Source organism: Novosphingobium sp. BL-52-GroH (assembly GCF_044813085.1).
Taxonomy (GTDB): Bacteria; Pseudomonadota; Alphaproteobacteria; order Sphingomonadales; family Sphingomonadaceae; genus Novosphingobium.
This window is the reverse complement of sequence record NZ_CP171152.1, coordinates 167,979-179,908: the sequence shown is the minus strand read 5'-3', so window position 1 is coordinate 179,908 and position 11,930 is coordinate 167,979. Positions and strand designations below refer to the sequence as shown.

General features: G+C 66.7%; 15 protein-coding genes. 8 read left to right on the top strand and 7 right to left on the bottom strand.

The window, feature by feature from the left end; genetic code table 11:
* Positions 1 to 113: 113 nt before the first annotated feature.
* The 8 genes from rpiB (at position 114) to ACFFDA_RS13440 (ending at position 4,935) form a co-directional block, all read left to right on the top strand.
* Positions 114 to 551, top strand: a complete 438-nt coding sequence (rpiB, locus tag ACFFDA_RS13475; RefSeq protein WP_404480967.1) for a ribose 5-phosphate isomerase B — start codon at positions 114 to 116, stop codon at positions 549 to 551.
* A gap of 14 nt (positions 552 to 565) precedes the next feature.
* Complete coding sequence (gene glyA, locus ACFFDA_RS13470; RefSeq protein ID WP_404480966.1) at positions 566 to 1,864, top strand: serine hydroxymethyltransferase; 1,299 nt, start codon at positions 566 to 568, stop codon at positions 1,862 to 1,864.
* Positions 1,865 to 1,869: 5 nt separating this feature from the next.
* Positions 1,870 to 2,097 carry a hypothetical protein gene (locus ACFFDA_RS13465; protein WP_404480965.1) on the top strand — a complete coding sequence of 76 codons (228 nt, stop codon included), beginning with the start codon at positions 1,870 to 1,872 and terminating at the stop codon, positions 2,095 to 2,097.
* A gap of 29 nt (positions 2,098 to 2,126) precedes the next feature.
* The gene (nrdR, locus tag ACFFDA_RS13460) at positions 2,127 to 2,603 is read left to right on the top strand and encodes a transcriptional regulator NrdR (protein ID WP_404480964.1); all 477 of its coding nucleotides are present in this window, start codon (positions 2,127 to 2,129) and stop codon (positions 2,601 to 2,603) included.
* Positions 2,587 to 3,366 (top strand): RNA methyltransferase, encoded by a 780-nt coding sequence (locus tag ACFFDA_RS13455; RefSeq protein WP_404480963.1) that lies wholly within the window; start codon positions 2,587 to 2,589, stop codon positions 3,364 to 3,366. The genes nrdR and ACFFDA_RS13455 overlap by 17 nt, the downstream gene beginning before the upstream one ends.
* 110 nt (positions 3,367 to 3,476) lie before the next feature.
* The gene (locus ACFFDA_RS13450) at positions 3,477 to 3,719 is read left to right on the top strand and encodes a hypothetical protein (protein WP_404480962.1); all 243 of its coding nucleotides are present in this window, start codon (positions 3,477 to 3,479) and stop codon (positions 3,717 to 3,719) included.
* Between the two features lie 264 nt (positions 3,720 to 3,983).
* Positions 3,984 to 4,598 carry a 30S ribosomal protein S4 gene (rpsD, locus tag ACFFDA_RS13445; protein WP_404480961.1) on the top strand — a complete coding sequence of 205 codons (615 nt, stop codon included), beginning with the start codon at positions 3,984 to 3,986 and terminating at the stop codon, positions 4,596 to 4,598.
* Positions 4,599 to 4,740: 142 nt separating this feature from the next.
* The gene (locus tag ACFFDA_RS13440; protein ID WP_404480960.1) at positions 4,741 to 4,935 is read left to right on the top strand and encodes a hypothetical protein; all 195 of its coding nucleotides are present in this window, start codon (positions 4,741 to 4,743) and stop codon (positions 4,933 to 4,935) included.
* A 187-nt stretch (positions 4,936 to 5,122) separates the two neighbouring features.
* Here the strand turns inward: ACFFDA_RS13440 and tgt are convergent, their stop codons facing one another.
* The 7 genes from tgt to ACFFDA_RS13405 all read right to left on the bottom strand — a co-directional run bounded on the left by tgt (position 5,123) and on the right by ACFFDA_RS13405 (position 11,810).
* Entirely contained in the window at positions 5,123 to 6,253 is a 1,131-nt protein-coding gene (gene tgt, locus ACFFDA_RS13435) for a tRNA guanosine(34) transglycosylase Tgt (RefSeq protein ID WP_404480959.1), read from the bottom strand.
* Between the two features lie 19 nt (positions 6,254 to 6,272).
* The gene (locus tag ACFFDA_RS13430; RefSeq protein ID WP_404480958.1) at positions 6,273 to 7,304 is read right to left on the bottom strand and encodes a YdiY family protein; all 1,032 of its coding nucleotides are present in this window, start codon (positions 7,302 to 7,304) and stop codon (positions 6,273 to 6,275) included.
* A 17-nt stretch (positions 7,305 to 7,321) separates the two neighbouring features.
* Positions 7,322 to 8,095: an ABC transporter permease gene (locus tag ACFFDA_RS13425; protein WP_404480957.1), complete on the bottom strand. Its 774-nt coding sequence runs from the start codon at positions 8,093 to 8,095 to the stop codon at positions 7,322 to 7,324.
* Positions 8,092 to 9,054: an ABC transporter ATP-binding protein gene (locus ACFFDA_RS13420; RefSeq protein ID WP_404480956.1), complete on the bottom strand. Its 963-nt coding sequence runs from the start codon at positions 9,052 to 9,054 to the stop codon at positions 8,092 to 8,094. Before ACFFDA_RS13420 ends, ACFFDA_RS13425 begins: the two co-directional genes overlap by 4 nt.
* 85 nt (positions 9,055 to 9,139) lie before the next feature.
* Positions 9,140 to 9,814, bottom strand: coding sequence for an excalibur calcium-binding domain-containing protein (locus ACFFDA_RS13415; protein ID WP_404480955.1), 675 nt, complete (start codon positions 9,812 to 9,814; stop codon positions 9,140 to 9,142).
* A 96-nt stretch (positions 9,815 to 9,910) separates the two neighbouring features.
* Complete coding sequence (gene queA / locus ACFFDA_RS13410) at positions 9,911 to 10,951, bottom strand: tRNA preQ1(34) S-adenosylmethionine ribosyltransferase-isomerase QueA (protein WP_404480954.1); 1,041 nt, start codon at positions 10,949 to 10,951, stop codon at positions 9,911 to 9,913.
* A gap of 178 nt (positions 10,952 to 11,129) precedes the next feature.
* On the bottom strand, positions 11,130 to 11,810 hold the full coding sequence (locus tag ACFFDA_RS13405; RefSeq protein WP_404480953.1) for a peptidylprolyl isomerase: 681 nt from the start codon (positions 11,808 to 11,810) through the stop codon (positions 11,130 to 11,132).
* Positions 11,811 to 11,930 lie beyond the last annotated feature (120 nt).

Genomic DNA, 11,930 nt, shown 5'->3' with positions numbered 1-11,930 from the left:
CCGCCGCACCGCCGGCGCCGGGACGACGATCGACCTACAAGACTCGCAATATGGCGATCCCGAGACTAAGGGACCGGCAAACGAATCCCACGCGAGAAGGAAGTCCCTCTCCCATGCGCATTGCGATCGCATCCGACCACGCCGCCGTCGACCTCAAGGCGGCCTTGCGCGAATATCTCATCGAGAGCGGCCACGAAGTCGCCGACCTCGGCCCCGAGACCGCCGACCGCGTCGACTATCCCGACTACGGCTACAAGCTGGCCTCGGTCGTCGCCGACGGTACCGTCGAATTCGGCGTCGCGCTGTGCGGTTCGGGCATCGGCATCTCGATCGCCGTCAACCGCGACCCCGCCTGCCGCTGCGCGCTCGTCTCCGAGCCTTTGTCGGCCGCGCTGGCCCGCGAGCACAACGACGCCAACGTCATCGCGATGGGCGCGCGCCTGACCGGCGAGGACATGGCCAAAGCCTGCCTCGACGCTTTCCTTACCACCCAGTTCGGCGGTGGCCGCCATGCCGGCCGCGTCGAAAAGCTCTCCAATCCGTCGTTCTGAAGGAGCCCAGAACCATGACCGTAGAAACCGCCATCCGTTCACCCGGCTTCTTCACCGACACGATCGCGCAGAGCGATCCCGACGTCGCCAAGGCAATCGGCCATGAGCTGAAGCGCGAGCGCAAGCAGATCGAACTGATCGCTTCGGAAAACATCGTCTCCAAGGCGGTGCTCGAGGCGCAGGGCTCGGTGCTGACCAACAAGTACGCCGAAGGCTATCCCGGCAAGCGCTACTACCAGGGCTGCGAGCCTTCGGACGCGGTCGAAACCCTCGCCATCGAGCGCGCCAAGAAGCTGTTCGGCTGCGGCTTCGCCAACGTCCAGCCCCACTCGGGTGCCCAGGCCAACGGCGCGGTCCTTCTCGCGACCGTCAAGCCCGGCGACACCGTCATGGGCATGAGCCTGGATGCCGGCGGCCACCTCACCCACGGCGCCAAGGCCGCGCTTTCGGGCAAGTGGTTCAACGCCGTGCAGTACGGCGTCACCCGCGACACCCACCTGATCGACTACGACCAGGTCGAGGCGCTCGCACGCGAGCACAACCCCAAGCTCATCATCGCCGGCGGCTCCGCCTATCCGCGCATCATCGACTTCAAGCGCATGCGCGAGATCGCCGATGCGGTGGGCGCGATCTTCCAGGTCGACATGGCGCACTTCGCCGGCCTCGTCGCGGCGGGCGAACACCCCTCGCCCTTCCCGCACGCGCACATCGCCACCACCACCACGCACAAGACGCTGCGCGGCCCCCGTGGCGGCATGATCCTGACCAACGACGAGGCGCTGGCCAAGAAGATCAACTCGGCGGTCTTCCCTGGTCTCCAGGGCGGCCCGCTGATGCACGTCGTCGCCGCCAAGGCGGTGGCCTTCGGCGAAGCGCTGCGGCCCGAGTTCAAGGACTACTCCAAGCGCGTCATCGAGAACGCCAAGGTCCTCGCCGACACGCTGGCCGCGCGCGGCGCCGCGATCGTCTCGGGCGGCACCGACACGCACCTGGCGCTCGTCGACCTCTCGCCGCTGGGCGTCACCGGCAAGGACGCCGACGAGGCGCTCGAGCGCGCCGGCATCACCTGCAACAAGAACGGCATCCCGTTCGACCCGCTGCCGCCGATGAAGACCAGCGGCATCCGCGTCGGCTCGCCCGCCGGCACCACCCGCGGTTTCGGCCCGGAAGAGTTCCGCGAGATCGGCAACATGGTCGCCGACGTCCTCGACGGTCTTGCCAAGTGCGGTGAAGCAGGCGACGCTCAGGTGGAGCAGAACGTGCGCACGCGCGTTGAAGCGCTGTGTGATCGTTTCCCCATCTACGAGGACTGACCAAGATGACCGACCCCCAGCGCCCCCAGAACTCCGGCGACTTCGTGACCGATGCCCGCCAGGAACTCGCCGGAATGCTGAGCGATGGCCTGAGCCATCCCTCGACCAAGCCGGTACTGATCTGGGGCGCTGCGGGCGCGATCGCAGGTGCGTTCCTGCCGTTCGTCTCGATCGGCCTCGGGCTGGCGGCAGGCGCGGGCTACAAGTTCTACAAGCGCGTCCGACCGGAATGATCGCTTCGTTTCCGAAAGCACCTGCCTGAATGCGCTGTCCTTTTTGCGCCCACGACGATTCCCAGGTCAAGGACAGCCGCCCGACCGAGGATGCCACCGCGATCCGCCGGCGGCGCCAGTGCTCGAGCTGCGGCGCCCGCTTCACCACGTTCGAGCGCGTCCAGCTCCGCGAGATCGTCGTGGTCAAGAGCACCGACGCCCATGGCGAACCGCGCCGCGAACCGTTCGACCGCGCCAAGATCGAGCAGTCGGTCACGCTCGCCTGTCGCAAGCGCGGCATCGGGCGCGAGCAGATCGATCGCCTCGTATCGGGCGTGCAGCGCCAGGTCGAGACCTCGGGCGAGACCGAAGTGCCCTCGCGTGTCATCGGCGAACTGGTGATGGAAGGGCTGCGCCAGCTCGATTCGGTGGCCTACATCCGCTTCGCCAGCGTCTACCGCGCCTTCAACGAGGCGAAGGATTTCGAAGATTTTGCAGGAACGGTGCGCGATGTCGGCGTCAATTGAAGTGAAGCGGCCCGTGATCGTGCTCGTCCGGCCGCAACTGGGCGAGAACATCGGCAAGGCCGCGCGCGCGATGCTCAATTTCGGATTGACCGAGCTGCGCCTCGTCACTCCGCGCGACGGCTGGCCCAACCCCTCGGCCGGTCCGGCCGCTGCGGGCGCGGACGAAGTGCTGGAACATGCCGAAGTGTTCGAGACGCTGGCCGAGGCCGTGTCCGACTGCGCCAACGTCTACGCCACCACCGTGCGCAAGCGCGGCGTCACCAAGCCGGTGGTCACGCCCGAGCAGGCGGCTCGCGAGGTCCACACCGCGCCGGGCCGCTCGGCCTACGTGTTCGGTCCCGAGCGTTCGGGCCTGGAGACCGAGGACGTGGCGCTGGCCCGCGCGATCCTGACGGTGCCGATCAATCCGCAGTTCGCCTCGCTCAACCTCGCCCAGGCGGTGATCCTGTGCGCGTACGAATGGTCGAAGGGCGTGGGCCTGGCCCAGCCCACGATCGAGGACCTGCTCCCCCCTGCCCCGCAGGAGGAACTGGAAGGCATGATCGGGCAGTTCGAGCGCCTGCTGGAGCCGACCAGCTATTTCTATCCCGAAAGCCGCGCGGGCGCGACGAAGCGCACGCTTCGCAACATGCTGACCAAGCCGGCCTGGAACAGCCTGGAAGTACGCACCATGCGCGGCGTCCTCAGCGCCCTGGGCGGCAATCGCAAGCCGCGCAAGCCGGTGCCGATCGAGCCCGGGCACGGCGATCCGGTGCAGGACTGAAGCGCGCGACAGGTCGATAGCGGCGCAAGTGCCGCTGGCAAACGAACCTGCCGGATTCCATACTGCCACGTATCGATAACGGGGCGGTATTTCCGATCATTCGATATGCATTGCCGACCCTTCTGGCCTTGTCCGTCGGCGCGCCGGCCCTTGCCGATGATCGGGCCAAGGACGCCGCCAAGCCGGAAATCGAAAAGAAGGTGTGCCGCTTCGAAGCGCGCACCGGATCGGCCCTGCGCAAGCGCACCTGCCTGACCGCCGCACAATGGCAGCAGCTCGAGACGGCAAAGTCCGACGACAACCATTCCCAGATCGACAACATCCAGAGCGCGCGGGCCCTCAAGTACAATTGATGCGCAAGGCAGGCGCGCGGCAACCGATGATCCCGGCGCGGTTTGCGCCCCAATCGGGTGTCATTTGCTTGACATTGGCCCGTGAACCCGTATGGGCCACCCCTCACATGGCGCCCACCCCTTCCGGGGCAGGCTCGTCCAATCGGCCCCGCACTCCGGTGAAGCGGCGGCCGCATCCAGCGCATTAGGCTGGATGGTGCACCCCGGAAAACTACGGATCGCGCAGCCACGGTGGCCGCGCGGCAGCAGAATGGAAGTAGACACATGTCGAAGCGTAAAGCCTCGAAGTACAAACTCGACCGTCGCATGGGCGAGAACATCTGGGGCCGTCCCAAGAGCTCGGTCAACCGCCGCAGCTACGGCCCGGGCCAGCACGGCCAGCGCCGCAAGAGCAAGGTTTCGGACTACGGTCTGCAGCTGCGCGCCAAGCAGAAGCTCAAGGGCTACTACGGCGACGTCACCGAGAAGCAGTTCAAGCGCACCTACCAGGAAGCGTCGAGCATGAAGGGTGACACCGGCCAGAACCTGATCGGCCTGCTCGAGCAGCGCCTGGACATGGTCGTATACCGCGCCAAGTTCGCGCCGACCATCTTCTCGGCCCGCCAGATCGTCTCGCACGGCCACATCCGCGTCAACGGCGTGAAGTGCAACATCGCCTCGCGTCGCGTTCGCGTCGGTGACGTCATCACCCTCGGCAACAAGGCCAAGGAAATGGCGCTCATCATCGAAGCCCAGAACCTGCCCGAGCGCGAAGTTCCCGACTACGTCGCCCAGGACGGCACCGACAAGATCACTTTCGTGCGCGTCCCGACGCTCGACGAAGTGCCTTACCCGGTGAAGATGGAACCGAACCTGGTCGTCGAGTTCTACTCGCGCTGATCCGGCTCCTTCGGGATACCGAACAAGCAAAGGGCGGTCCTTCGGGGCCGCCCTTTTCGCATGCCCATTCGACACGAAAAATTACACGATTCGCGGCACTTGTCTGGGAACTGCAACAAGCTCACGGCATTAACCCGATACCATGACACGCTATCGTTTCATCACCCCGCACCGCACCGGAAAATGGTACGCCGACCTCAAGACCGCCCAGCGCCACGCCTGCGAGATCGGTGCCGGCTTCCTCGACGAGATGACCGGCAGGTTCGTCGCCTACGTGGAGACGATGCTGGAAATAGCCCACGCAGGCGAGGATGCCCACAAGCCGGCTGCGGCCTGACGGCTCCCTACTTTTCGGATCTACACGTCATCCGTTCCGCTTCCCTGACGCGGGGCGGACGAGGGCGACGGGATAAAGGATCGGGGTTTCCCCCGATCGGCCTGCAATTGCCGCGCCCGGTTGCCTTGGAAGGCGTTCGGCCTTGCCCGCAGTCCCGGATCAGGTCCGGACGGCGGCATTCCCGGCGTCATTCCCGATTGAAATAGTCCCGCCGGAAATCGTCCGCGAAAGCTGCGAAGCGATGCTCCGCGATCGCATCGCGCATGCCTTGCATGAGTTGCTGGTAGAACGAGATGTTGTGCTCGGTCAGCAGGATCGCGCCGAGCATTTCGCCGGCCTTGATGAGGTGGTGCAGGTAAGCCCGGCTGTAGGTTCCGCAAGTGGGGCACGAGCAGCGCGGGTCGACCGGGCCGGTATCCTCGGCATGGCGGGCGTTACGCATGTTGAGCGGGCCGCCCCAGGTGAAGGCCTGCCCGTTGCGGCCCGACCGGGTGGGCAGCACGCAGTCGAACATGTCGACCCCGCGCTCCACCGCGCCGACGAGGTCGTCGGGCTTTCCCACGCCCATCAGGTAGCGCGGGCGGTCGGCGGGAAGCTGGCCCGGCGCGAAGTCGAGCGTGGCGAACATCGCCTCCTGCCCCTCGCCCACGGCAAGGCCGCCGATCGCGTAGCCGTCGAAGCCGATCTCGGCCAGCGCATCGGCGCTGGTCTTGCGCAGACTTTCGTCGAGCGCGCCCTGCTGGATGCCGAACAGCGCCGAAGCCTCGGCATGATCGCCACCCGCATCGAAGGCGTCGCGGCTGCGCCTGGCCCAGCGCATCGACATTTCCATCGACCTGGCGATCACGTCGCGGGGCTGGTCGATCTTGGGGCACTCGTCGAAGCACATGACGATGTCGGACCCCAGCAGGCGCTGGATCTCCATCGAGCGTTCCGGGCTGAGCATGTGGCGCGAGCCGTCGATGTGGCTGGCGAACGTCACGCCCTCCTCGGTGATCTTGCGCAAGTCAGACAGGCTCATCACCTGGTAGCCGCCGCTGTCGGTGAGGATCGGGCGGTCCCAGTTCATGAACTTGTGCAGCCCCCCCAGCCGTGCGACGCGCTCGGCGCCGGGGCGCAGCATGAGGTGGTAGGTGTTGCCCAGGATGATGTCGGCGCCGGTGGCGCGCACGTCCTGCGGCTTCATCGCCTTCACGGTGGCGGCGGTGCCGACCGGCATGAAGGCGGGCGTGCGGATCTCGCCGCGACGCATCTGGATGGCGCCGGTGCGGGCCTTGCCGTCGGTGGCGGCGATGGTGAACTGGAAACGGGGCTTCATGCCCCGCCCGTTACTCAAATCAGAACCCGTAGACCAGCGAGAAGCGCGAGATCGTGTCGGTCTTGAGCGATCCGTCCGGCGGCGAGGTCTCGTGCTCGATCGAATAGGACAGCTTGGCCTTGAGCCCCTTCACCAGCCCCGACTCGAGCGCGGTGAGCGAGGTGAAGGTATTGTTGTCCGAGCCCACGTAGCTGGTCGCGTCCTGGGTGAGCTTGAGCTGCGGGTTGATCTTCCAGTCGAAATCGACCGAGGTGAGCACCGACCATGTCGTCTCGTTCGGCTCGTCCACGTAGTTCACCCGGCGAACGGCCGGACCCGCTTCCAACGACAAGGTCATCGTGCGCCCGTTGAGCACGCGATAACCCAGGCCGCCCGAGAGCGTGTAGCGATCCTCGAAGCCCTGGATGCGGTCACGCTCGTATTGCGTGCGGGCATATGTGAAGAAGCCGTCGTTCAGCGTGTAGCGCGGCTGGTAGCTGGCCGAATACTGCTCGCGCGTGACGACCTTGCGGTCTTCCTGGTAGTCGGCATTGGCCTGGATGATGTGCTCCCACTCCAGCCCCTTGCGATCGAGCTTGAGAGCGGCGGTGAAGCCGAAGTTGTCGGTGTTGCCGGTCGCCCTGAAGGCGCCCAGCTCGACCTGGCCTTTCCACAGCTCCAGCGGGCCGGAGCGGCGGATGCGTTCGCGCTCGGCCTCGGTCTTGGCGGCGAGTTCCCTGGCGCGGCGATCGAGGTAGGCGCGGTGCAACTCCTTGATCTCGTCCTTGTCGTAAGGCTGGGTCGCCTGCGCGAACTTGACCACGGCGGCGACGGCGGCGCTGTCGTCGGTCTCCATCGCCGCGTCGAGCATGGCGCGCACCTGCCGGGCAAGGCGCGGCTTATCGGCCTTGATGAGGGGCACGAACGCCGGATAGTCGGGCAAGTCCAGCACCAGCGGCGGCGGAGGCACCTCCGGCAGGATGATGAGTGGCGTCGCCGGTTCCTGCGCATGGGCGGGAACGGCGAGCATCAGGAAGGGAAGCGTGGCGAGAACCCTGCGGTGCATCGTCATGGGTGCAAACTAACCGATCACGTCCGCAAGCGCCACCCGGTCTGGAAGACCCAGGTGATGAACCCGACGCAAATCGCGAGGAAAAGCAACGTCAAGGCGACCGACAGTCCGATCGGCACGTCGGAGGTGCCATAGAACGTCCAGCGCAGTCCGTTGACGAGGTAGACGATCGGATTGGCCATCGCCACCTGCCGCCACGGGTCGGGAAGCGTGTCGATCGAATAGAACGTGCCGCCCAGGAACGTCAGCGGGGTGAGGATCAGCATCGGCACGATCGTCAGCTTCTCGAAGCTGTCGGCCCAGATGCCCAGGATGAACCCGAAGAGCGAGAAACTGGCCGAGACCAGCAGGATATAGCAGAACGCGTAGAACGGATGGGCGATCGTGTAGTCGACGCAGAAGCTGGCGGTGACCAGGATGATAGCGGCGAGGATCAGCGACTTGGTCGCCGCCGCGCCGACGAAGCCGACCAGCGTCTCGCCCACGCCCACGGGCGCCGACAGCAGCTCGTAGATCGCCCCGGTGAAGCGCGGCATGTAGATGCCGAAGCTGGCGTTGGACGTGCTCTCGCCCAGGATCGTCAGCAGCAGCAGGCCCGGCACGATGAACGCGCCGTAGTTCACGCCCCCGACCCCGCCGCTCATCTGGCTGCCGATGGCGGCACCGAAGACGACGAAATAGAGCGTGGTGGTGAGCACAGGCGCCAGGATCGACTGCATCGCCGTGCGGAAGGCGCGCATCAGTTCCTGCTTGTAGATGGTCCAGGCGGAACGGGCGTTGAACAGGCTCATGCGGCGGCTCCCTGCGCAGGTGCTTCGGGGCCTTCGAGCAGGTTCACGAAGATGTCCTCCAGGCTCGATTCGTGGATATCGATCGCGGTGTAGTCGATCCCGGCGCGGGTGAGCGCCTTGGTCAGTTCGGCGACTTCGGCCGTGCCCGCGCCGGCCCCCTCGCCGCCGCCGCCGCGATAGCAGAGCACTGTGCCGTCCTGGATCAGCGACACCGGATAGGCGGACAGCCCCTCGGGCACTTCGGCCAGCGGCACCGCGAGCGTGATGAGCGCCTCGGTGCGGCCGAGGCGCTCCATCATCGCCGCCTTCTCGTCGACCATCAGGATTTCGCCGCCCCGGATGATACCGACGCGGTCGGCCATCTCCTCGGCTTCCTCGATGTAGTGGGTGGTGAGGATCACGGTCGTCCCGCGTTCGCGCAGGAGAGCGATCTGCTTCCACATGTCGCGGCGCAGTTCGACGTCGACGCCGGCGGTCGGCTCGTCGAGGAACAGCAGTTCCGGCTCGTGCGCCAGCGCCTTGGCGATCAGGACGCGGCGCTTCATGCCGCCCGAGAGCGTGCGGATCTGCGCGTCGCGCTTCTCCCACAGGCTGAGCGCGCGCAGGATCTCCTCGATCAGCGCCGGGTTGGGCGCGAGACCGAACAGCCCGCGCGAATGGTTCACCGAGCGCAGGACCGGCTCGAACATGTCGGTCGCCAGTTCCTGCGGCACGAGACCGATGCGCGCGCGCAAGGTGCGCCAGTGCTTGCCCATGTCCTCCCCGAACGTATGGATGGTGCCGGAAGTCGGCCGGACCATGCCGCAGACCGCGCCGATCAGCGTCGTCTTGCCGGCGCCGTTGGGCCCGAGCAGCGCGAAGATCTCGCCCTTGTTGATGCTGAGGTCGACGCCCTTGAGCGCGGTGAAGCCGCCCTTGTACGTCTTGGTAAGGCCACGAATTTCGAGAATGGATTGCATGGCGTCTGAATGGGGCGGAATCGGCTCGGTTCCAAGTCCCTTCCGCAGCTATCTTTTGCAGTGCAGCGGATTTCTACGATACCCGTCACCGCCCCCGGTAGGGCTCGCAGCCGATGCCGTCGCCATCGCCGTCGAGGTGCGGGCCGTAGCCCGGCTGGCCCGCGCGGACGGGAGCCGCACCGGCGGCACGGGCCTCGGCGCAATTGCGAAATGCCGGGCGGGCAACCCGCGTCGTCGAGACGAACCGGGCGGGAGCGCGATTCGACACCAGCGGGACCGGCTCGGCAGAGGTGCGCGGATTGGCCGCCCGGTAGGTCGCCGGGGTATCGAACTGCGATGCCCAGATTCCGGTGTTGCCGGACTTGCTCCGTGCTTGCCGCGAGAAGTAGGCCTCGGGCGCGTTGTCCAGGACGATGGCGAGACCCTTGTCGATCATCGCCGCTGCCAGGTCGATGCCCTCGACCCGGCAATTGGCGACCGTTCGCCCGTAGACGTCGTGGTCGACGCTGGCGCAGTCGAGTTGCCGGCCGTCGATCATCGAGCGCATCGCCGCCGCTGCATCGGAACCGCAGGCCCAGTTGCTCCAGCCGACGCGGCAGGTCTGTCGATATTCCGGCGCGTCGATGCCGAACAGGCGGACCCTCCGGCCGTCGACGGTCAGGGAATCTCCGTCCACCGCGCGCGCGACGCCGCTGAAATCCTCGGCCCGGGCCGCGGGCACGGCCACGCAGGACAATGCAATGAAGACCACAAGTTTCACGCCGCATCCCTCGCCCCGATCGAAGGGCAAAGGGTGTGACTGAAAGCCTTACAAAAATTTAATGACAAACCCGGAACGGGGGTATCGACCGGCCCGTCACGGCAGCAGCAGCGACGAATCCCCGTAGCTGTAGAAGCGATAGCCGCCCGCGATGGCATGGGCGTAGACCGCCTGCATCCGCTCCAGCCCCATCAGTGCCGAGACCAGCATGAACAGCGTCGACTTGGGCAGGTGGAAGTTGGTCATCAGCCCGTCGATCGCCTTGAAGCGGTAGCCCGGCGTAATGAAGATCGCGGTGTCGCCCTCGAACGGACGGATCACGCCGTCGTCCCCGGTCGCACTCTCGAGGAGGCGCAGCGACGTGGTGCCGACCGCGATCAGCCGGCCGCCGGCAGCGCGCACGGCGTTGAGGCGATCGGCGGTGGCGGCATCGATGCGGCCCCATTCGGCGTGCATGCGGTGCTCGGTGGTGTCGTCCGCCTTGACCGGCAGGAACGTGCCCGCGCCGACGTGGAGAGTCAGCGTTTCGCGCGCGATCCCGGCAGCGTCGAGCGCCTCGACCAGTCCGGGCGTGAAGTGCAGCGCCGCCGTGGGGGCGGCGACGGCGCCCTTCTCGCGGGCGAACATCGTCTGGTAGTCGCTGGCGTCGGCCTCGTCGGTAGGGCGCTTGCCGGCGATGTAGGGCGGCAGCGGCATGCGGCCGGCGCGTTCGAGCAGGACTTCGACCGGCTCGTCGCCGCCGAAAGCCAGCGTCCAGCTACCGTCGTCGTGGCGTTCCTCGGCGATGGCGGTGACGTTGGCGGGGAAGGCGATGACGTCGCCAGCCTTCAGGCGCTTGGCGTTGCGGATGAACGCCTGCCAGCGACGCAGGTCGATGCGCTTGTGCAGGGTGGCGCCGATGCGGGCCTCGCCCTGGGCACTGGGGCGCACGCCTTCGAGCTGGGCGGGGATGACGCGGGTGTCGTTGAACACCAGCACGTCGCCGGGACGCAGTGCCCCGGGAAGGTCACAGACCTGGCGGTCGAGGAAATCGCCCTGCCCGTCCACCACCAGCATCTTGGCGGCATCGCGCGGGCGCGCGGGGCGCAGGGCAATGCTCTCGGGCGGAAGGTCGAAGTCGAAAAGGTCAACGCGCATGGCCGGGCGCGCTAGACCAGTGGGGGGCATTGGGCAAGCGAGCGCGCGCGTCGTCCCGGGTGCGACCCGGGCCCCTGGGCCGTTCCCGAGGAAAATCGCGCGCTGGTACGCGCTGCCGCGCGTGATCGCCTCGAGGGTCGCCCACGGTCCCGGGTCGAGCCCGGGACGACGCAAACCTTCAGTTCGAGGTCGAGTTGTTCAACTGCGCCGCGGTCGGCACTGCGGGCGCCGCCGGGGCGACCGGCGCGGCCGGGGCCGGCTTGTTCTCCGAGGCGAGCGAGGCCTGGAGCACCTTGGTCGGGTTCTGCGGCGGTTCGCCGCGCTGGATCGCGTCGACGTAGTTCATGCCGGCGATCACGCGGCCGAACACGGTGTACTTGTGATCGAGCGCGAAGCGCGGGTAGAATACGATGAAGAACTGGCTGTTGGCGCTGTTCGGCTCGTTGGTGCGGGCCATCGACACGGTGCCGCGCAAGTGCGGCATCGAATTGAACTCGGCCTCGAGGTCGGGCAGCGGCGAGCCGCCTTGGCCGGTTCCGGTCGGATCGCCGGTCTGCGCCATGAAGCCTTCGATCACGCGGTGGAAGATCACCCCATTGTAGAAGCCCTGCTTGGTCAGCGTCTTGATCCGCTCGATATGGTGCGGGGCCCACTGCGGCATCAGGCGGATGGCGACGCGGCCCCCGTCCGACAGGTCGAGCAGCAGGACATTGTCGGGATCGTGGGTGATGTCGGTGTCGATCACCGTCGGCAGCGCGGTAGGCGTCGGCGTGACCGGCTCCTTGTCCTTCGCGAAAGCCGGTGCGCCCACGAGCGCAGCGCCGAGCATCAATGCAGTCAGGGGGAGACGAAACTTCATGGATTACTCACTGGCCAATTATGTGAAGGACCCGGCCGATCCCAGGATTGGGGCGATAGAGCGCGGCCGCTGTCGATACAATGAACGAATTTGCGAATGAATTCGGCCAGGCCCGCCAAC

Excerpts from the sequence above, each read along its gene's own strand:
- rpiB (WP_404480967.1), top strand. The coding sequence starts at position 114 with ATGCGCATTGCGATCGCATCCGACCACGCCGCCGTCGACCTCAAGGCG.
- glyA (WP_404480966.1), top strand. The coding sequence starts at position 566 with ATGACCGTAGAAACCGCCATCCGTTCACCCGGCTTCTTCACCGACACG.
- ACFFDA_RS13465 (WP_404480965.1), top strand. The coding sequence starts at position 1,870 with ATGACCGACCCCCAGCGCCCCCAGAACTCCGGCGACTTCGTGACCGAT.
- nrdR (WP_404480964.1), top strand. The coding sequence starts at position 2,127 with ATGCGCTGTCCTTTTTGCGCCCACGACGATTCCCAGGTCAAGGACAGC.
- ACFFDA_RS13455 (WP_404480963.1), top strand. The coding sequence starts at position 2,587 with ATGTCGGCGTCAATTGAAGTGAAGCGGCCCGTGATCGTGCTCGTCCGG.
- rpsD (WP_404480961.1), top strand. The coding sequence starts at position 3,984 with ATGTCGAAGCGTAAAGCCTCGAAGTACAAACTCGACCGTCGCATGGGC.
- ACFFDA_RS13440 (WP_404480960.1), top strand. The coding sequence starts at position 4,741 with ATGACACGCTATCGTTTCATCACCCCGCACCGCACCGGAAAATGGTAC.
- tgt (WP_404480959.1), bottom strand. The coding sequence starts at position 6,253 with ATGAAGCCCCGTTTCCAGTTCACCATCGCCGCCACCGACGGCAAGGCC.
- ACFFDA_RS13430 (WP_404480958.1), bottom strand. The coding sequence starts at position 7,304 with ATGACGATGCACCGCAGGGTTCTCGCCACGCTTCCCTTCCTGATGCTC.
- ACFFDA_RS13425 (WP_404480957.1), bottom strand. The coding sequence starts at position 8,095 with ATGAGCCTGTTCAACGCCCGTTCCGCCTGGACCATCTACAAGCAGGAA.
- ACFFDA_RS13420 (WP_404480956.1), bottom strand. The coding sequence starts at position 9,054 with ATGCAATCCATTCTCGAAATTCGTGGCCTTACCAAGACGTACAAGGGC.
- queA (WP_404480954.1), bottom strand. The coding sequence starts at position 10,951 with ATGCGCGTTGACCTTTTCGACTTCGACCTTCCGCCCGAGAGCATTGCC.
- ACFFDA_RS13405 (WP_404480953.1), bottom strand. The coding sequence starts at position 11,810 with ATGAAGTTTCGTCTCCCCCTGACTGCATTGATGCTCGGCGCTGCGCTC.